Annotated in this window: 12 protein-coding genes; 11 read left to right on the top strand and 1 reads right to left on the bottom strand. The window is 71.4% G+C overall.

Annotated features, from left to right (window positions below; all coding sequences use genetic code 11):
- Positions 1–14: 14 nt before the first annotated feature.
- The gene (locus L0P92_RS29010) at positions 15–524 is read left to right on the top strand and encodes an Rv3654c family TadE-like protein (RefSeq protein ID WP_372497350.1); all 510 of its coding nucleotides are present in this window, start codon (positions 15–17) and stop codon (positions 522–524) included.
- A gap of 21 nt (positions 525–545) precedes the next feature.
- On the opposite strand, the gene sftH is transcribed toward L0P92_RS29010, so the two are convergent.
- Positions 546–3,158, bottom strand: a complete 2,613-nt coding sequence (gene sftH, locus L0P92_RS29005; protein ID WP_234766013.1) for a DEAD/DEAH box helicase — start codon at positions 3,156–3,158, stop codon at positions 546–548.
- 83 nt (positions 3,159–3,241) lie between these two features.
- On the opposite strand from sftH, the gene bldG reads away from it, so the two are divergent.
- The 10 genes from bldG to L0P92_RS28955 all read left to right on the top strand — a co-directional run bounded on the left by bldG (position 3,242) and on the right by L0P92_RS28955 (position 19,819).
- Positions 3,242–3,583 (top strand): anti-sigma factor antagonist BldG, encoded by a 342-nt coding sequence (gene bldG / locus L0P92_RS29000; RefSeq protein WP_003975386.1) that lies wholly within the window; start codon positions 3,242–3,244, stop codon positions 3,581–3,583.
- Positions 3,584–3,704: 121 nt separating this feature from the next.
- Positions 3,705–4,142, top strand: a complete 438-nt coding sequence (locus L0P92_RS28995) for an ATP-binding protein (protein ID WP_234766012.1) — start codon at positions 3,705–3,707, stop codon at positions 4,140–4,142.
- A 308-nt stretch (positions 4,143–4,450) separates the two neighbouring features.
- On the top strand, positions 4,451–6,856 hold the full coding sequence (locus tag L0P92_RS28990) for a sodium-translocating pyrophosphatase (RefSeq protein ID WP_234766011.1): 2,406 nt from the start codon (positions 4,451–4,453) through the stop codon (positions 6,854–6,856).
- A gap of 214 nt (positions 6,857–7,070) precedes the next feature.
- Complete coding sequence (locus tag L0P92_RS28985) at positions 7,071–7,661, top strand: small secreted protein (protein WP_234766010.1); 591 nt, start codon at positions 7,071–7,073, stop codon at positions 7,659–7,661.
- A gap of 36 nt (positions 7,662–7,697) precedes the next feature.
- Complete coding sequence (locus L0P92_RS28980) at positions 7,698–9,224, top strand: DUF7059 domain-containing protein (RefSeq protein WP_234766009.1); 1,527 nt, start codon at positions 7,698–7,700, stop codon at positions 9,222–9,224.
- Positions 9,225–9,566: 342 nt separating this feature from the next.
- Entirely contained in the window at positions 9,567–9,764 is a 198-nt protein-coding gene (locus tag L0P92_RS28975; RefSeq protein ID WP_234766008.1) for a hypothetical protein, read from the top strand.
- A 428-nt stretch (positions 9,765–10,192) separates the two neighbouring features.
- The gene (topA, locus tag L0P92_RS28970; RefSeq protein ID WP_234766007.1) at positions 10,193–13,027 is read left to right on the top strand and encodes a type I DNA topoisomerase; all 2,835 of its coding nucleotides are present in this window, start codon (positions 10,193–10,195) and stop codon (positions 13,025–13,027) included.
- Between the two features lie 221 nt (positions 13,028–13,248).
- Positions 13,249–16,470, top strand: a complete 3,222-nt coding sequence (gene tmk, locus L0P92_RS28965; RefSeq protein WP_234766006.1) for a dTMP kinase — start codon at positions 13,249–13,251, stop codon at positions 16,468–16,470.
- Between the two features lie 322 nt (positions 16,471–16,792).
- The gene (locus L0P92_RS28960) at positions 16,793–17,998 is read left to right on the top strand and encodes a DNA polymerase III subunit delta' (protein ID WP_234766005.1); all 1,206 of its coding nucleotides are present in this window, start codon (positions 16,793–16,795) and stop codon (positions 17,996–17,998) included.
- Positions 17,999–18,130: 132 nt separating this feature from the next.
- Positions 18,131–19,819, top strand: a complete 1,689-nt coding sequence (locus L0P92_RS28955) for an alpha/beta hydrolase (protein WP_234766004.1) — start codon at positions 18,131–18,133, stop codon at positions 19,817–19,819.
- Positions 19,820–19,897 lie beyond the last annotated feature (78 nt).

The raw sequence follows: 19,897 nt of genomic DNA, 5'->3' as shown, positions 1-19,897 counted from the left end.
GTGGGGGAGGGGACATGAGCGGGGGTTCCTCACCGGGGCGTTCCATCGGCCGGTCCGTGGTCTGGCGGCGCGCCCTCGGGCGACGGGCAGCCGGCCTGCGTTCCGACCGAGGTTCCGCCACGGTCTGGAGCCTCGGTGCCATCGCCGTGCTCTGTGTCGTCTTCGGTGTCGTGCTCGCCCTGGGCCACGCCGTCGTGACCCGGCACCGCGCGGCCGGCGGTGCCGACATGGCGGCGCTCGCCGCTGCCGACCACTGGGCGGAGGGCAGCGCGGCGGCCTGCGACCGGGCGGAACGGGTGGCTCGGGCGCAGGACGTGCGGCTCGTGCGGTGCGCGTTGGTCGGGGAGGTCTCGGACGTGACGGCGGCGTCGGGCCGAGGGCCGTTCGCAGCGGAGGTCAGGGCACGGGCGGGACCCGCGGGGCCGACCCTGCCGACCGGCCCACCGCGCCTCGGCCACATGGGGGACGATGCCCTGCCAATGGGGAGTCCGCCGTTCAGCCCTATGGGGAAGGACCCCTCCTGAAGAGGAGTCCGCCGCTCGACCCTACAAGGAAGAATGCCCCGCCGAAGGAGAGTCCGCCGTTCGGCCCAACGGCGGCGACCCGTTCGATGCCGGTCCCCTGACCGGTTGCGCGGTCCCTGGCGGCTCCCCCTGCCGCTCGGGTTCCTGGACGGGCTCCTCCCCGTCCGGGTCGGGCCTCGCGTTCTCCTCCGGCGCCCCACGCAGCAACACCGTCAGCAACCGCACCGCCCCCCGCTTGTGCAGCGGATCGTTGCCGTTGCCGCACTTGGGGGACTGGATGCAGGACGGGCAGCCGGCGTCGCACTCGCAGGAGGCGATGGCCTCACGGGTGGCGGTGAGCCAGGTGCGGGCGGTGTGGAAGGCGCGTTCGGCGAAGCCCGCGCCGCCGGGGTGGCCGTCGTAGACGAAGACCGTGGGGAGCAGCGTGTCGGGGTGGAGCGGGATCGAGACGCCGCCGATGTCCCAGCGGTCGCAGGTGGCGAAGAGGGGCAGCAGGCCGATCGAGGCGTGCTCGGCGGCGTGCAGGGCGCCGCCGAGGATCTCCGGGTTGATCCGGGCCTCGTCCAACTGGTCCTCGGTGACCGTCCACCAGACGGCGCGGGTGCGCAGCGTACGAGGAGGGAGGTCGAGTTTCGTCTCGCCCAGTACTTCGCCGGTGATCAGCCGGCGCCGCAGGAAGGAGACCACCTGGTTGGTGACCTCGACGGAGCCGTAGCAAAGGCGGCCGTCGCCCCAGGGGATCTCGATGTCGGTCTCCAGCACGGAGATGGCCGTCGTGTCCCGGGCCACCGTCGAGTACGGCGGCGCGGCCTCCTCGACCAGGGCGACCGAGTCCTCCAGGTCCAGGGAGCGCACGAGGTAGGTGCGGCCCTGGTGCAGATGGACCGCGCCCTCGTGCACCGTGCCGTGCGCCGCGCCCGCGTCGACCGTGCCGAGCAGCCGTCCCGTCCCGGCCTCGACGACCTGGACGGGACGGCCGCCCTCGCCGCGGATGTCGGTCAGGTCGGCGGCCCGCTCCCGGCGCGTCCAGTGCCAGGCCTTCGTACGGCGGCGCAGCAGCTTCGCGGCCTCCAGCTGCGGTAGCAGCCCTTCGGTCTCGGGGCCGAAGAGGTCCAGGTCCTCGTCGGTGAGCGGGATCTCCGCGGCGGCCGCGCACAGGTGCGGGGCGAGGACGTAGGGGTTGTCGGGGTCGAGGACCGTCGATTCCACCGGACGGTCGAACAGGGCCTCGGGATGGTGGACGAGGTAGGTGTCCAGCGGGTCGTCGCGGGCGACCAGGACGGCCAGCGCACCGTGCCCGGAGCGGCCGGCGCGGCCCGCCTGCTGCCACAGGGACGCGCGGGTGCCCGGGTAACCGGCGATCAGTACGGCGTCCAGGCCGGAGACGTCGATGCCGAGTTCCAGGGCGGTGGTGGCGGCCAGGCCCAGGAGTTCGCCGGAGTGGAGGGCCTGTTCCAGGGCGCGGCGTTCCTCGGGGAGGTAGCCGCCGCGGTAGGCCGCGACACGCCGGGCGAGGGAGCGGTCGACCTCGGCGAGGCGTTCCTGGGCGATGACCGAGATCAGCTCGGCGCCACGCCGGGAGCGTACGAAGGCGACCGAGCGGATGCCCTGGACGGCGAGGTCGGTCAGCAGGTCGGCCGTCTCGGCGGTGGCCGTACGCCGGACGGGTGCGCCCTTCTCGCCCTGGAGCTCGGTGAGCGGGGGCTCCCACAGGGCGAAGACCAGTTCGCCGCGCGGGGAGGCGTCGTCGGCGACCTCCACGACCGGCAGGCCGGTGAGACGGCGGGCGGCCACCGCGGGCTCGGCGGAGGTCGCGGAGGCCAGCAGGAAGACGGGAGAGGCGCCGTAGCGGGCGCAGAGGCGGCGCAGACGGCGCAGCACCTGGGCGACATGGGAGCCGAAGACGCCGCGGTAGGTGTGGCATTCGTCGATGACGACGTACTTCAGCGCCTTCAGGAAGGAGGACCAGCGGGGGTGGGAGGGGAGTATGCCCCGGTGCAGCATGTCGGGGTTGGTCAGGACGTAATTGGCGTACTGGCGGATCCACTCGCGTTCCTCGAACGGAGTATCGCCGTCGTACACGGCCGGGCGTACGGAATTGCCCAGGGGATGTGAAAGTTCCTTCACCGAACGGCACTGGTCCGCCGCAAGGGCCTTGGTCGGGGCCAGGTAGAGGGCGGTGGCGCCGCGGCCGTTCGGCGCCTCGGAGCCCTCCAGGAGCGTCGAGAGGACCGGCACGAGGTAGGCCAGCGACTTGCCGGAGGCGGTGCCCGTGGCGACGACCACCGAGTCGCCGTCCAGGGCGTGCTCGGCGGCGCGTGCCTGGTGGGCCCAGGGATGTTCGATTCCCGCGGTCTGCACCGCGGCGATGACCTCCGCCCGGATCCGGTCCGGCCAGACGGCATGGCGACCCGCCCGCGGGGGCACATGCTCCGTATGAGTGATGCGCGCAGCTCGGCTCGGACCCGAGGCGAGTCGGCCCAGCACCGTGCCCGGGTCCACCCGGGAAACGGGGCCCGTCGGGGATCGATCGGATCGGTGATTCTTGGCCATCGGCACCGAGTGTGTCACTGGCGTGACGGACAATGGGACCAAGGCGTCGTGCACGCCTGCCGGTAAGTGATTGAATGCCATCGCGGCTGGCGAACCGTCCTGGGGGCTGTAAGCCGAGGTGTCCCGAGGGACGACCGCTCGATTAGCAAGGTGCTGGAGGATCCGTGGACCTGTCCCTGTCGACCCGTACCGTCGGCGATCGTACGGTCGTCGAGGTCGGTGGCGAAATCGACGTATATACCGCGCCCAAGCTGCGCGAGCAGCTGGTCGAGCTGGTGAACGACGGGAGTTTCCACCTCGTCGTCGACATGGAGGGCGTGGACTTCCTCGACTCCACCGGGCTCGGCGTGCTGGTCGGCGGCCTGAAGCGTGTGCGTGCCCATGAGGGCTCCCTGCGCCTGGTCTGCAACCAGGAGCGCATTCTCAAGATCTTCCGTATCACCGGCCTCACCAAGGTGTTCCCGATCCACACCTCGGTCGAGGAAGCGGTGGCGGCGACCGACTGACCACCGGACCCGGGCCCGCCGCGGGGCGGGGCCGGGGCGGCAGAAGTTGAAGGAGACGGGGGACCGGGCTTTCGGCAGCCCGGTCCCCCGGACAGCACGCCCGTAGTTCGGAGGGGGATGCATGGCCACCGTTGAACTCCGCTTCAGCGCGCTGCCCGAGCACGTCAGGACCGCCCGTCTGGTGGCGGCAGCGGTGGCGCGCAGGGCCGGAGTGGACGAGGCCGTCCTGGACGAGGTCAGGCTCGCCGTCGGCGAGGCCTGCACCCGTGCCGTCGGACTGCATCAGAGCGTCGGCATCACGGCGCCGGTGAAGGTGGCGCTGATCGAGGAGGAGAAACAGTTCTCCATCGAGGTCGGCGACGAGGCGCCGCGCTCCGTTCCCGGTGACCGGGCCGGTGACGCCGCGGGCGGCGACGCCGAAGTGGAGGCCGAGGAGGACGAGATGGGCCTCGCGGTCATCAGCGGCCTCGTCGACGACGTGGAGGTCTCCGCGGGGGAGCACGGCGGGTTGATCCGTATGACCTGGCCGACCACACCGCCGGCCGCGGTGCTCGCCTGACGAACCGCCGAACCCGCTCAAGCTAGACGCGAAGGGGCCCTGCTCAGCAGGGCCCCTTCGCGTTTGCGTCATCACCGTCGAGGAATTCGTGAAGGAATTCACGATCGATCCGCCGATAATTTGATCAAGTAAATGCGAGCGTCAATGGTTTTGAGGCATTAGCACTTTCGGGTTCAGTGGCGGGATGTCGATCATTTGCTGAACGGCATGTGAAGGCTAATTCCGTTTGCCGCGCTCTGTTTTGATCAGGTTCCGGTACCTAGAATCCGTCCACATCTTGAGCTCAGCCCAAGCGTCAAGGAGGACGAATGGCGGGGCTTTCTACCCCTCATCAGCTCGACCACCCCACAACCCTCGCGGCCGCGGTGCTCACCGACGACAACCGGATCATCATCACGGTCATCGGCGTTGTCGCACTGGCAGCGCTCGTGGTCGCCGGTGTCCTGGTGCGCCAGGTGCTCGCGGCGGGCGAGGGCACCGACAGCATGAAGAAGATCGCGTCCGCGGTCCAGGAAGGCGCCAACGCCTATCTGGCCCGGCAGTTGCGCACGCTCGGCGTATTCGCCGTCGTCGTGTTCTTCCTGCTCATGCTGCTGCCCGCGGACGACTGGAATCAGCGCATCGGCCGATCGGTGTTCTTCTTGATCGGCGCCGCGTTCTCGGCCGCCACCGGCTATATCGGCATGTGGCTAGCCGTGCGCAGCAATGTGCGGGTCGCCGCGGCCGCACGGGAAGCGACCCCGGCGGAGGGTGAACCGGAAAAGGATCTCACCGCCGTCTCGCACAAAGCCATGAAGATCGCTTTCCGCACGGGCGGCGTCGTCGGCATGTTCACGGTGGGGCTCGGTCTGCTGGGCGCCTCCTGTGTGGTGCTGGTGTACGCGGCCGACGCGCCGAAGGTGCTCGAAGGATTCGGTCTCGGTGCCGCGCTGATCGCGATGTTCATGCGTGTCGGCGGCGGCATCTTCACCAAGGCCGCCGACGTCGGCGCCGACCTGGTCGGAAAGGTCGAGCAGGGCATTCCGGAGGACGATCCGCGCAATGCCGCGACCATCGCCGACAACGTGGGCGACAACGTCGGCGACTGCGCGGGCATGGCTGCCGACCTCTTCGAGTCGTACGCCGTGACCCTGGTCGCCGCCCTGATCCTCGGATCGGCGGCGTTCGGTGACTCCGGACTCGCCTTCCCGCTGATCGTGCCCGCGATCGGCGTGATCACCGCGATGATCGGCATCTTCGCGGTGGCTCCGCGCCGGACTGACCGCAGCGGCATGACCGCGATCAACCGCGGGTTCTTCATCTCCGCGGTGATCTCCATCGTGCTCGTCGCCATCGCCGTGTTCGTCTATCTGCCGTCGTCGTACGCCGACCTGGAGGGCATCACCGACGCCGCCATCGCGGCCAAGGACGGCGACCCGCGGATCCTCGCGCTCGTCGCCGTGGCGATCGGCATCCTGCTGGCCGCCGTCATCCAGCAGCTGACCGGCTACTTCACCGAGACCAACCGGCGCCCGGTGCTGGACATCGGCAAGACCTCGCTCACCGGCCCCGCCACCGTCGTACTCGCCGGTATCTCGGTCGGTCTCGAATCGGCCGTCTACACCGCCCTGCTGATCGGGCTCGGCGTGTACGGGGCGTTCCTGCTCGGCGGTACGTCGATCATGCTGGCGCTGTTCGCGGTGGCGCTGGCCGGCACCGGCCTGCTCACCACGGTCGGCGTGATCGTCGCCATGGACACCTTCGGGCCGGTCTCCGACAACGCGCAGGGCATCGCCGAGATGTCCGGCGACGTCGAAGGCGCCGGCGCCCAGGTGCTCACCAACCTGGACGCGGTCGGCAACACCACCAAGGCCATCACCAAGGGCATCGCCATCGCCACCGCCGTCCTCGCGGCGGCGGCGCTCTTCGGGTCGTACCGCGACGCCATCACCACCGGCGCGCGGGACGTGGGCGAGAAACTCAGCGGCGAGGGCGCGCCGATGAACCTGATGATGGACATCTCGCAGCCCAACAACCTCGTCGGTCTGGTCGCGGGCGCCGCGGTCGTCTTCCTCTTCTCGGGGCTCGCCATCAACGCCGTGTCGCGGTCGGCGGGCGCCGTGGTCTACGAGGTACGGCGGCAGTTCCGTGAGCGGCCCGGGATCATGGACTACACGGAGAAGCCGGAGTACGGCAAGGTCGTCGACATCTGCACCAGGGACGCCTTGCGCGAACTCGCCACGCCCGGTCTGCTCGCCGTGATGGCGCCCATCTGCATCGGGTTCACGCTGGGGGTGGGCGCCCTCGGCGCGTTCCTGGCGGGTGCGATCGGCACGGGCACCCTCATGGCGGTGTTCCTCGCCAACTCCGGTGGCGCCTGGGACAACGCCAAGAAGCTCGTCGAGGACGGCCACCACGGCGGCAAGGGCAGCGAGGCCCACGCCGCGACGGTGATCGGCGACACGGTCGGCGACCCCTTCAAGGACACCGCAGGACCGGCGATCAACCCACTGCTGAAGGTGATGAACCTGGTCGCGCTGCTCATCGCGCCCGCGGTCATCCAGTTCAGCTACGGCGAGGACAAGAACGTCGGCGTACGGGTCCTGATCGCCGTCGTCTCGCTCGTCGTGATCGTCGGCGCGGTCTACGTCTCCAAGCGGCGAGGCATCGCCATGGGTGACGAAGGCAACGCCGAGAGGGTCGCCAAACCGGCCGATCCCGCGGTGGTTTCGTAGGCGGTCTTACGACGGCCCAGCTCAAGAGGCGGGCGGGCGGCGCGCGTTGACGTGCCGCCCGCCCGCCTTGTGCGTGTTCACGCCCCAGCCGTGACCCTTCTCTCACATGGTGTAAAGAGTCTTATAACGTCACCAATGCTGCATTCGGCGCATGGCTGTCTTCCGTACGGCGTGTAAGGTCCGTTGGCCGAGAGCCACGGAAGGGACCGAACCGGTGAACAAGAAGCTCACGGCCGCACTGTCCGGCGGTGCGGTGCTGGTGCTGGCGCTGACGGGATGCACGGGCGACGAGGGCAACCCGGAGCTGGACGCCTGGGCCAAGCAGATCTGTGACACGGCGCCGACACAGAACGCGAAGATCGCGGCGGCCGACGCGGCGATCACCAAGGCCGCCAAGGACAGCCCGCCCGCGGAGCTCCAGAAGGTCGACGCCCAGGCTTTCCAGGACCTCGCCGAAGGCTTCAAGGCCCGCGCGACCCTCCTCGACAGCGCCGGGGCGCCTCCGGGGGCCGAGGACGGCGCCAAGCAGCAGCAGGACGCCATCAAGAAGCTCACCGCGCTGTCCGCGAGCTACGCCGACCTGAAGAAGCAGATGGACGGGCTCAACACCAAGGACCAGGCGAAGTTCGCCTCCGGGTTGAGCGAGGTCGGCAAGGAGATGAAGGACGTGGTGAGCCAGCGCAAGAGCGCGCTGGACGCCCTGAAGAAGCTCGAATCGAGCGGCGACACCAAGCAGGCGCTGCTCAAGCAGGAGGGCTGCAAGAAGGCGGCCGCCTCCGCGTCCACGTCGGCCACCGACAGCTGACCCGCCTTCGGGGCGGGCGCGGGTCACAATGAGGGCGTGAGTGACTCCAGCCTGTCTGCCCTGCCCGCCTCCGACCGTCCCGATGTCGCCGCCCGGCTGCGGGAGGCCCTGCTAGCGGCCTCCTTCACCGCGGACGGGTTGCTCGAACTGCTCGGTGCGCCCGCGTACGCGGCGCTCGCCCGCAGCGAGACCGTGCCCGCGCTCCGGGCGACCCGGGGCGACACCCCGCTGGAGGCGCTCGTACGCCTCTTCCTGTTGCAGCAACCCGTGCCGCACGCGCGCGTGGCGGCCGTTCTGCCCCTCGACGCCTGCCTGGAGAGCGGGTGGCTGGTCCGGGCCGGCCTCGACTCCGACGACGTCGCCGCGACCGTGGACGTACGGCCGTACGGCGGGCCCGACGGCGAGGACTGGTTCATCGTGTCCGACCTCGGATGCGCGGTCGGCGGAGCGGGCGGCATCGGCAGCAAGGACGAGGGAGTCGTCCTCGGCGTCGGCGGCGCCTCCACGACCCTCGCCGGCATCACCGTCCGTACGCCCGTCTCCGCCGCCCTCGACCTCGGCACCGGTTCCGGCATCCAGGCGCTGCACGCGGCGCAGCACGCCACGCGCGTGACGGCGACCGACCTCAACCCGCGCGCCCTGCACATCACCGCCCTCACCCTCGCGCTGTCCGGCGCTCCGGCCGCGGATCTGCGGGAGGGCTCGCTGTTCGAACCGCTCAGGAACGGCGAGACGTACGACCTGATCGTGTCCAACCCGCCCTTCGTCATCTCGCCGGGCGCACGGCTGACGTATCGCGACGGCGGGATGGGCGGGGACGATCTGTGCCGCTCGATCGTTCAAGGGGCGGGGGAGCGGCTGAACGAGGGCGGGTTCGCGCAGTTCCTCGCCAACTGGCAGCACGTGGAAGGGGAGGACTGGCAGGACAGGCTCCGGTCATGGGTACCGCGTGGCTGCGACGCGTGGATCGTGCAGCGCGAGGTCCAGGACATCACGCAGTACGCCGAGTTGTGGCTTCGCGACGCCGGTGACCACCGCGGTGATGCGGCCGAGTACCAGGCGCGGTACGACGCGTGGCTGGACGAGTTCGAGGCGCGCAAGGTCAAGGCCGTGGGCTTCGGATGGATCACCCTGCGCAAGGCAGCGGCCGCCGTGCCCTCGATCACGGTGGAGGAGTGGCCGCACCCGGTCGAGCAGCCGCTCGGTGACACGGTCCTGGCGCACTTCGCCCGGCTCGACTATCTGCGCGCCCGCGATGACGCGGCCCTGCTGGAGGACCACTTCAGGCTCGTCGGCGAGGTCGTGCAGGAGCAGGTCGGGCTGCCCGGCGCCGAGGACCCGGAGCACGTGGTGCTGCGCCAGCACCGCGGTATGCGCCGGGCCGCCCAGGTGGACACGGTCGGCGCGGGCTTCGCGGGCGTCTGCGACGGCTCGCTGAGCGCGGGCCGCATTCTGGACGCGATTGCCCAGCTGATGGGCGAGGATCCGGTGTTGCTGCGCGACCGTACGCCCGCGCAGATTCGGCTCCTGGTGGAGCAGGGATTCATCGAACCGGCACGGTGATCTTGCCGGGGTTCCGTCTCTGAGGGATCGCGGGTCCGGCGGAAGGAAAAGCCACAAGAAGAGGTCCGAGTCACATCGCCGAGCCGAGAAGCGACGAATTCAGACGATCTCCGGCAGCGGGTGTGGAGCGGTTCGGCTACCGAGGTCCATGAGGGCGCCGGGCCCGGTGTGGCTGACGTGGCCGCTGGGACCTCAGGGCCAGCGCGGTCCACAGCCGCGTCGGTCCCGCGTCGACCTCGTGTCGGTCCCCCGTTCACCCGAGGTTCGCCTGTGCGCCGCCCGCGCGTGACAGCCTCGCCGGGCTGGGCGCTCGCGGACCGGAGAAAAGGGGCAAGCGGAACCATGGAGAGTGGACCGGCGATCTTCGCCGGGGTCGTGTTCGCCCTGTTCGGAGGCGCGCTGCTGACGTGGACCGCGGTGCGGGTCCGACAGGGCCTGCCCGTCGCCCAGGGTGTGAGTCCCGTCGCATCGGCGACGGTCGCGGGCCTTGTCTCGGTGATCGCTCTGATCCTCGGAACATGGTGCCTCACCAGACTCTGAGAACCGCCCGCGAGCTGCGCGGCCGATATTTGGGAGGGCCTCTTCCGGAAAGGCTCGAAAAGGCCGGTGGGCACTCCGGGCGGCAGGAATGGCGGAAGTCGGGTTACCGTTCGAGTGGCCGTTGCGGGCTTTTCCCGTTTGACAACGGGGCGGGATGTACCGTCACACTCCGCAGCGTCACCACCACCCGACCCCGGGCCCAAGCGACCTCGGGGAGGTGCAGGCACGACCTCGCGCCGCCCGGCACGCACTCTCGCCGCACCGGCCGAAGGCCCTGGTAGCTCCGCTACGAGAGTCTTCATCCGGCACCGAGAGCACGCACCGGCTGTGAACACAGCCGCCGCGGCGGGCGCGGGACCGCACCTGCATCTCCCCGGAGCCGTTTGGCCCTGGGAAGGCCCAAGCGTCGACCGGAGAGAAGAGCGAAGTTGTCCCCGACCAGCGAGACCGCACAGGGCGGCCGCCGACTCGTCATCGTCGAGTCGCCTGCCAAGGCGAAGACGATCAAGGGCTACCTGGGCCCCGGCTACGTAGTCGAAGCGAGCGTCGGGCACATCCGCGACCTTCCCAACGGCGCCGCGGAGGTGCCCGAGAAGTACACCGGCGAGGTCCGCCGCCTCGGCGTCGACGTCGAGCACGACTTCGAGCCGATCTATGTCGTCAACGCCGACAAGAGGGCCCAGGTCAAGAAGCTCAAGGACCTGCTGAAGGACTCCGACGAGCTCTACCTCGCCACCGATGAGGACCGCGAGGGCGAGGCCATCGCCTGGCACCTCCAGGAGGTGCTCAAGCCCAAGGTCCCGGTCAAGCGGATGGTCTTCCACGAGATCACCAAGGCCGCGATCCAGGCCGCCGTGGCCAACCCGCGCCAGCTCAACCAGAAGCTCGTCGACGCCCAGGAGACCCGCCGCATCCTCGACCGCCTCTACGGCTACGAGGTCTCGCCGGTCCTGTGGAAGAAGGTCATGCCGCGCCTGTCGGCCGGCCGCGTCCAGTCCGTCGCCACACGTCTCGTCGTGGAGCGGGAACGCGAGCGCATCGCGTTTCGTTCTGCTGAGTACTGGGACCTGACGGGCACCTTCGCGACCGGCCGCGCGGGGGACTCGTCGGACCCGTCGTCGCTGGTCGCCCGCCTGCAGACCGTCGACGGCAGGCGGGTCGCGCAGGGCCGCGACTTCGACTCCCTGGGACAACTCAAGAGCGCGAACACCCTCCACCTCGACGAGGCCAACGCCCGCGCGCTGGCCGCCGCCCTGGAGCAGACGCAGTTCGCCGTCCGGTCCGTCGAGTCCAAGCCCTACCGCCGCTCGCCGTACGCCCCGTTCCGTACGACGACGATGCAGCAGGAGGCCAGCCGCAAGCTCGGCTTCGGCGCGAAGGCCACCATGCAGGTCGCGCAGAAGCTGTACGAGAACGGCTACATCACCTATATGCGTACGGACTCCACGACGCTGAGCGACACCGCCGTCGCCGCGGCCCGTGCGCAGGTCACGCAGCTGTACGGCGCCGACTACCTGCCGTCCGCCCCGCGCACCTACGCCGGGAAGGTCAAGAACGCGCAGGAGGCGCACGAGGCGATCCGCCCCTCCGGCGACCGCTTCCGCACCCCTGCCGAGACCGGGCTGACCGGCGACCAGTTCAAGCTCTACGAGCTGATCTGGAAGCGGACCGTCGCCTCCCAGATGAAGGACGCGACCGGTAACTCGGTCACCGTCAAGATCGGCGGCACGGCGGCCGACGGCCGGGACGTCGAGTTCAGCGCCTCCGGCAAGACGATCACCTTCCACGGCTTCCTGAAGGCCTACGTCGAGGGCGCCGACGACCCGAACGCCGAGCTGGACGACCGCGAGCGCCGGCTGCCCCAGGTCAGCGAGGGCGACCGACTCTCCGCCGAGGAGATCACGGTCGACGGGCACGCCACCAAGCCCCCGGCCCGCTACACCGAGGCCTCGCTGGTCAAGGAGCTGGAAGAGCGCGAGATCGGCCGCCCGTCGACGTACGCGTCGATCATCGGCACGATCCTCGACCGTGGCTACGTCTTCAAGAAGGGCACGGCGCTCGTCCCGTCCTTCCTGTCCTTCGCCGTGGTCAACCTCCTGGAGAAGCACTTCGGGCGGCTCGTCGACTACGACTTCACCGCCAAGATGGAGGACGACCTCGACCGCATCGCCCGAGGCGAGGCCCAGTCCGTGCCGTGGCTGAAGCGGTTCTACTTCGGCGAGGGCACAGGTGAGGGCGGCGCGGCCGACGCCGGCAACGGCGACGGGGACCACCTCGGTGGCCTCAAGGAGCTGGTGACCGACCTGGGCGCGATCGACGCGCGCGAGGTGTCGTCGTTCCCTGTGGGCAGCGACATCGTGCTGCGGGTCGGCCGCTACGGCCCGTACATCGAGCGCGGCGAGAAGGACACCGAGCAGCACCAGCGCGCCGACATCCCGGAGGACCTCGCGCCGGACGAGCTGTCCGTCGAGCTCGCCGAGGAACTGCTGGCCAAGCCGAGCGGCGACTTCGAGCTGGGCACCGACCCGCAGACCGGCCACGCGATCGTCGCCAAGGACGGCCGCTACGGCCCGTACGTCACCGAGGTGCTCCCCGAGGGCACCCCGAAGACCGGCAAGAACGCGGTCAAGCCGCGCACGGCCTCGCTGTTCAAGTCGATGTCGCTCGACACCGTGACCCTTGAGGACGCGCTCAAGCTGATGTCGCTGCCCCGCGTCGTCGGCACGGACGCGGAGGGCGTGGAGATCACCGCGCAGAACGGCCGCTACGGCCCGTACCTGAAGAAGGGCACGGACTCGCGCTCGCTCCAGACTGAGGAGCAGCTCTTCACGATCACGCTGGAGGAGGCGCAGGCGATCTACGCCCAGCCCAAGCAGCGCGGTCGCGCGGCCGCCAAGCCGCCGCTGAAGGAGCTGGGCACCGACCCGGTCAGCGAGAAGCCGGTCGTCGTCAAGGACGGCCGCTTCGGGCCGTACGTGACCGACGGGGAGACCAACGCGACCCTGCGCTCCGGCGACAGCGTCGAGACGATCACCCCCGAGCGCGGCTTCGAGCTGCTCGCCGAGAAGCGGGCGAAGGGGCCCGCCAAGAAGACGGCGAAGAAGGCCGCCGCGAAGAAGACGACCGCCAAGAAGGCCGCCCCGGCCAAGAAGACGGCCGCCAAGAAGACCGCGGCGAAGACGACGACGGCCGCGAAGAAGACGACGGCGAAGAAGACCACCGCGAAGAAGACGGCGGCTTCGAAGTCGGCGAGCGAGGACTGAGCCGTCCGGTTCGCGCCGGCCCCCGTGCGTCTTCGCGTCTTCCCGCACGGGGCCGATCGGTCGACTTGAGCTCCAACCGGGCTCTTTCGGCGTCCGGTTGAGGGCCCGGTTCTTCACTTTCGGTTCGCAAAACGAACGCCTCGGCATCAGTTTGGTGTCGAGGCGCGCGTACGTTCGGGCGTGCGCGCCGGGCTGTCAGTGCGTCCCGATAGGCTGAAAGCATGACGCGAGCCGAGCAGCCAACGGCCCACCACCCCGCCCCCGACGACGCCCTGGTCGCGGACTCCCGCGAGCGCGCCGTCCGCGCCCTACTGCGCCGACCGCAGCTCAAGCGGCTGTGGAGCGCGCAGTTGGTGGGGGGTGTCGGCGACATCCTCGCCCTTCTGGTGCTGGTCCTGCTGGCCCTGCAGGCGGCGATCACCGAAGGGTCGTTCGGCGGTGGGTACCGAGGCGTGGCATTCGCAGTGGCGACCGTCTTCGGGGTCCGCATCCTCGCGACGCTGCTCTTCGGTGCCGTACTCCTCGGCCCGCTGACATCGCTCACCTCCCAGGAAGGCCCGCTCGACCGGCGCTGGACCATGGTCGGCGCAGACGGTGTGCGGGCGGCCCTGCTGATCGTCGCGCCCCTGTGGATCGACTGGACACCGGACAACGCGCTGGCCGTCCTGCTGGTCACCGGCTTCGTCGCCGGTGTGGCCGAGCGCTTCTGGACGGTGTGCCGGGAGAGCGCGGCGCCCGCGCTGCTGCCGCCCCCGCCGCCGGAGGGCGCGACGGTACGACCGCTGCCGGACCACATGGACGCCCTGCGCCGCCTGTCGCTGCGTACGGGCTTCGTGGCGATCCCCCTGGCCGCCGCCGCGCTCGTCGCCGCCGCGCTGCTCAACAACCTGCTCGGCACCGGCCTCGACTGGTTCGACCAGCACCAGGCGGCCCTGGCGTCCTATGTCGCGGCCGGTCTGTTCGCCGCCTCCCTGTCCGTGCTGACCTTCCTGGAGCTGCCCGACACGCGCACCCCGCGCGCGCGGTCGCCGCTCGAGGGACTGCGCCGGCCCAAGACCGGCTCGGGCGTCGACAAGGGCCGTACCGGTGCGATCCCGCTGCTGGTGACCGCGTGTGCGGCCGTCGCGGGGGCCGTCTCCGCCGGTGTCGCCGTGGCCGTGCTGCACGCCAAGGACCTGGGCGGCGGCCCGGTGTTGTACGGCCTGCTGGTGCTCGCCCTGACCGGAGGCGTGGTCGTCGGCATCCGTACGGCCCCGTCCGTGCTGCCCTCCCTGTCGCGGCGTCGGCTGCTGGCCCTGGCCATCGCCTTCACCGGCATCGCCCTGCTGGCCGCGGGACTCGTCCCGGACGTCACCACCGTGCTGCTGATCATCGCCCTGGCCGGGATCGGCGCGGGCATGGCCGCCAACACCGGGCACACCCTGCTCGACCAGGAGGCCGAGGAATTCCGGCGCCCGCGCACCACGGAGCACCTCCACGCGGTCGTACGCGTGTGCGTGGCGCTCGGCGCGGTGATCGCGCCGCTGGTGGCCGCGCTGATCGGGCCGCACCGGCTGGAGAGCGGCAAGTTCGTCTTCGCGCACGGCGGCGCGGCGTTCACGCTGATGCTGGCCGGGGCCCTGCTGCTGCCGGTGGCCGCGCTGGTGCTGGCCAAGGTCGACGACCGCTCCGGCGTGCCGCTGCGCCAGGACCTGCGGGACGCGGTGCTCGGCGGGGACGACCCCGAGCAGGTGCCCGCGACCTCCGGGTTCTTCATCGCCCTGGAAGGCGGCGACGGCGCCGGGAAGTCGACCCAGGCCGAGGCGCTCGCCGAGTGGATCCGGGGCAAGGGCCACGAGGTCGTCGTCACCCGCGAGCCCGGCGCGACGCCGGTCGGCAAGCGGCTGCGGTCGATCCTGCTGGACGTGTCGAGCGCGGGCCTGTCGCACCGCGCGGAGGCACTGCTGTACGCGGCCGACCGCGCGGAGCACGTCGACACCGTGGTCCGGCCCGCGCTGGAGCGCGGCGCGGTCGTCATCTCGGACCGCTACGTCGACTCCTCGGTCGCCTACCAGGGGGCGGGCCGCGACCTGTCCCCGACGGAGATCGCCCGGATCAACCGCTGGGCGACGAACGGACTGGCACCCCACCTGACCGTGCTGCTGGACGTCTCGCCGGAGATCGCCCGAGAGCGGTTCACGGAGGCGCCGGACCGGCTGGAGTCGGAGCCGGCGGAGTTCCACGCGCGCGTGCGCTCCGGCTTCCTGACGCTGGCCGCCGCCGACCCCGGCCGTTACCTGGTGGTGGACGCGGGCCAGGAGCCCGAGGCCGTGACCACCGTCATCCGGCACCGGCTCGACCAGATGCTGCCGCTGTCCGAGGCCGAGATCCAGGCCCAGGAGGAAGCGCGCCGCCAGGCCGAGGAGGAGGCCCGCCGCAAGGCCGAGGAAGAGGCCGCCCGCAAGGCCGAGGAGGAGCGCCTGGAGCGTGAGCGCCAGGAGCAGCTCGCCCGGCTGCGTGCCGAGGAGGAGGAGCGCAAGCGGCGCGAGCTGGAGGAGGCGCAGCGGCGCGAGGCCGAGCGGCAGGCGGAGGAGGCCCGGCAGCGGGCCGAGGAAGCGGCCCGGCGTGCCGAGGAGGAGCGTCAGCGGCTCCTCGCGGAGGAGAAGGCGCGCGCCGAGGAGGAGGCGCGCCGCAAGGCCGAGGAGGACCGGCGTCGCAAGCAGGCCGAGGAGGAGGCCCGACTGCGCGCCGAGGCGGAGGCGCTCCGCCTGGAGAAGCAGCGCAAGGCCGAGGAGGCCCTGCTGCGCGCCGAGGAGGCACGACGGCTCGCCGAGCAGGCGGCCGCGCAGGCCCAGGCGGGCCCGAGGCCGCAGACGCCCGGGGCTGCCCTTGGTGACGCGGTGACGGTTCCCACGCCGGTGGTGACACCGGGGAGTGCGCCGGGCGGGACGTCGGACGAGACGACGGTGCTGCGGCCCGTACGCGACGAGGAGCGGCGGGAGACGGGCGGTGAGCGCTCTTCCGACAGCCCTGCTCGCGGTGGCCGGGCCGCCGGGGAGTCCGAATCCGAGGTGACGACGAAGCTGCCGCAGCCGCCGGTGCCGGGGGCGGCGGACGAGACGGCCGTGCTGCCGCCGGTCGTGCCCGGTGCCGCCGACGAGACCGCTGTGCTCCCGCCGGTCGCTCCGGAGGCGGCCGACGAGACGGCGGTGCTGCCTTCCGTGTCGGGGGAGGAGCGGGCGGATCAGGTTCCGCCGGGGTACTTCCGCGATGAGGCCCGCGAGGAACGTACGCGCGAGATGCCCCAGGTCGACGAGACGGGGACGCCGCGGCGCAGGGCCCGGTCCGACTGGGCCGAGGAGACGCCGCTGGACGATCTGCCGACGCTGGCCGACGAGCTGCTGGGTCCGCACGAGGATGAGTACGACGAGGACGGGGGCCGGGGGCGGGGCCGACGGCGTTGACGCCCGGGTCGGCAGGGCCGCTCGTCGGCTCTGCCTGCTCGGGCGCCTGTGACCTGCTCCGGCGTCCGTGCCTGCTCCGGCGTCCGTGCCTGGTCCGGCACTCGTGCCTGATCGGGCGCCCCTGCCTGGTCCGGCGTCCGTGCCCGCTCCTGCGCCCGTGCCTGCCGACACCCGTGTCCGCACCGGTACCCCAGCACCCGCTCCGGCACCTGTGCCCGTACCGGCACCGCAGCACCCGTGGCCCGCTCCGGCACCCGTTGTCAGTGCCGCCCCGCACAATGGATCCCGCACCGCGAAATGTGAACGAAGGGCGGCGGGACCCATGAGCGTGTGGGACGACCTGGTGGGGCAGGCGAGGGTGAGCGAGCAGCTGGATGCCGCCGCTCGGGACGCCGATGCCCTCGTCACCGCCGCAGCCGCCGACGCGCCGCCTCCCGAGGCGTCCAAGATGACCCACGCCTGGCTGTTCACCGGCCCGCCCGGCGCGGGACGGAACCAGACGGCGAGGGCCTTCGCCGCGGCACTTCAGTGCGTCAGCCCTGACCGGGCGCTGGGCGGCGCCCCCGGATGCGGGTTCTGTGACGGGTGCCATACGGCGCTCGTGGGCACGCACGCCGACGTCACCACCGTGGCCGCGGTCGGCACCCAGATCCTCGCCGACGACATGCGCGACACGGTCCGCAAGTCGTTCACCTCGCCGGCGAACGGCCGCTGGCAGATCATCCTCGTCGAGGACGCCGAGCGGCTGAACGAGAAGTCGGCCAACGCCGTCCTGAAGGCCGTCGAGGAGCCCGCCCCCCGCACGGTCTGGCTGCTCTGCGCCCCCTCCCTCGAGGACGTCCTGCCGACCATCCGCTCCCGCTGCCGCCACCTGAACCTGAGCACGCCCTCGGTCGACGCCGTCGCCGACATGCTCGTACGGCGCGAAGGCATCGAGCCCGATGTCGCCGCCGCCGCGGCCCGCGCCACCCAGGGTCATGTCGACCGTGCCCGCCGCCTGGCCACCGACCCCGCCGCCCGCGAGCGCCGGGCCGCCGTCCTCAAGCTGCCCCTGAGGCTCGGCGACATCGGCGGCTGCCTGAAGGCCGCCCAGGAACTCGTCGACGCCGCGGCCGAGGACGCCAAGCAGCTCGCCGAGGAGATCGACGCCAAGGAGACCGAGGAGCTGAAGGCGGCGCTGGGCGCGGCGCAGGGCGGTCGGATGCCGCGCGGCACGGCGGGCGTGATGAAGGATCTGGAGGACAAGCAGAAACGGCGCCGTACGCGGACGCAGCGCGACAGCCTCGACCTCGCCCTGACCGACCTCACCGCCTTCTACCGCGACGTCCTCGCCCTCCAGCTGGGCTCCCACGTGGCCCTCGCCAACACCGACGCCGAGGACGCCCTGGAGCGTCTGGCCCGCGACAGCGCTCCGGAGTCCACCCTGCGCCGGATCGAGGCCATCGCCGCCTGCCGCGACGCCCTCGACCGCAATGTGGCGCCGCTGCTGGCGGTGGAGGCGATGACCATGGCGCTGAGAGCGGGCTGAACCGAGCGGGCGCGTGAGCGCGCCAGTCGCCCTTCTCCACCGGTGATCAACAGGAGGTTGACCATGTAACACGTACGAGCCGTGGCGTGCACGCAGGGCATCCAATTGGCTGCGCAGAGTTACGCTCGCCTGATGTACACCAGGCGCAGCTCTCCAGCCGGTCCAGCCCCGAGTCCCAGCGGGCAGGGACCTCGCAACCGTCGTGGACAGGGCCTACGTGTCCGTCGGCATCAGGGCCCGGGCGACCGTCGCTCCAACGCCGCCCGGCGAACCGGCACGGTCGGTGCCCTCCTCGCCGCCGCCGCGCTGCTCGTCTCCGCCTGCACCTCCGGCGGTGTGACGACCCAGGCGACGAAGTCGGGGAGCCCGGCGGCCGGGGCGGCGCTGGCCGCGTTGCCGCGCTCGACGCCGAACGCACTTGCTCCGTACTACGCGCAGAAGCTGACCTGGCGCAGCTGCGGAGTGCCCGGCTTCCAGTGCGCCACGATGAAGGCGCCGCTCGACTACGCGAAGCCGGACGCCGGGGACACCCGGCTCGCGGTGGCCCGCAAGAAGGCGACAGGCCCCGGCAAGCGGCTCGGTTCGCTGCTCGTGAACCCGGGCGGCCCCGGCGGCTCGGCGATCGGCTACCTCCAGCAGTACGCGGGGATCGGCTACCCGGTCGAGGTGCGCGCCCAGTACGACATGGTCGCGGTCGACCCGCGCGGCGTCGCGCGCAGCGAGCCGGTCGAATGCCTCGACGGCCGGGCGATGGACGCGTACACGCAGACGGACTTCACGCCCGACGACGCCAAGGAGACGGGCCGGCTCGTCGACGCGTACAAGAAGTTCGCGGAGGGCTGCGGCGCGGACGCGGCCGGCCTGCTCCGGCATGTCTCCACCACCGAGGCGGCCCGGGACATGGACATCCTGCGCGCGGTGCTGGGGGACGAGAAGCTGGCGTACGTGGGCGCCTCGTACGGCACCCTGCTCGGGGCGACGTATGCCGGGCTCTTCCCGGACCGGGTGGGCCGGCTGGTCCTGGACGGCGGAATGGACCCGTCCCTGCCCGCCCGCCGGTTGAACCTCGACCAGACGGCGGGCTTCGAGACGGCGTTCCAGGCGTTCGCCCGGGACTGCGTGCGCCACCGGGACTGCCCGCTGGGCGATAAGGCGGGCGACGTCGGCAGGAACCTCAAGGCCTTCTTCAAGAAGCTCGACGCGCGACCCATCCCGACCGGCGACGCGGACGGCCGTGAGCTCGGCGAATCCCTGGCCACCACCGGTGTGATCGCGGCGATGTACGACGAGGGCGCCTGGCCGCATCTGCGTGACGCGCTGTCCGCGGCGATGCGGGAGAACGACGGGGCGGGCCTCCTCGTCCTCTCCGACAGCTACTACGAGCGCGACGCCGAGGGCCGCTACACGAACCTGATGTTCGCCAACGCGGCCGTGAACTGCCTGGACCTCCCGCCGGCCTTCTCCACCCCCGACGAGGTCCGCAGCTCCCTCCCCGCCTTCGAGAAGGCGTCCCCCGTCTTCGGTGAGGGCCTCGCCTGGGCCACCCTGAACTGCGCGTACTGGCCGGTGGCGCCCACCGGCGAGCCGCACCGCATCGTGGCGAGCGGCGCGGCCCCGATCGTCGTGGTCGGCACCACCCGCGACCCGGCGACCCCCTACCGCTGGGCCCAGGCCCTCTCCCGCCAACTCTCCTCCGCCCGCCTCCTCACCTACGAGGGCGACGGCCACACCGCGTACGGGCGGGGGAGCACGTGCATCGACAGGACGATCAACGCCTATCTCCTGCGGGGGGCGCCGCCGGCGCGGGACAAGCGGTGCTGAGAGCCTTTGGCTGACGCCGACGACCACTGTGAGCTGCCCCGGAGCACCTCGCTCCGGGGCCTGGGGCGGGCGCCGGGG

The organism is Streptomyces muensis, from assembly GCF_021474425.1.
Taxonomy (GTDB): domain Bacteria; phylum Actinomycetota; class Actinomycetes; order Streptomycetales; family Streptomycetaceae; genus Streptomyces; species Streptomyces muensis.
Note: the sequence above shows the minus strand (reverse complement) of the source record. Positions and strands in the feature narration are given on the sequence as shown.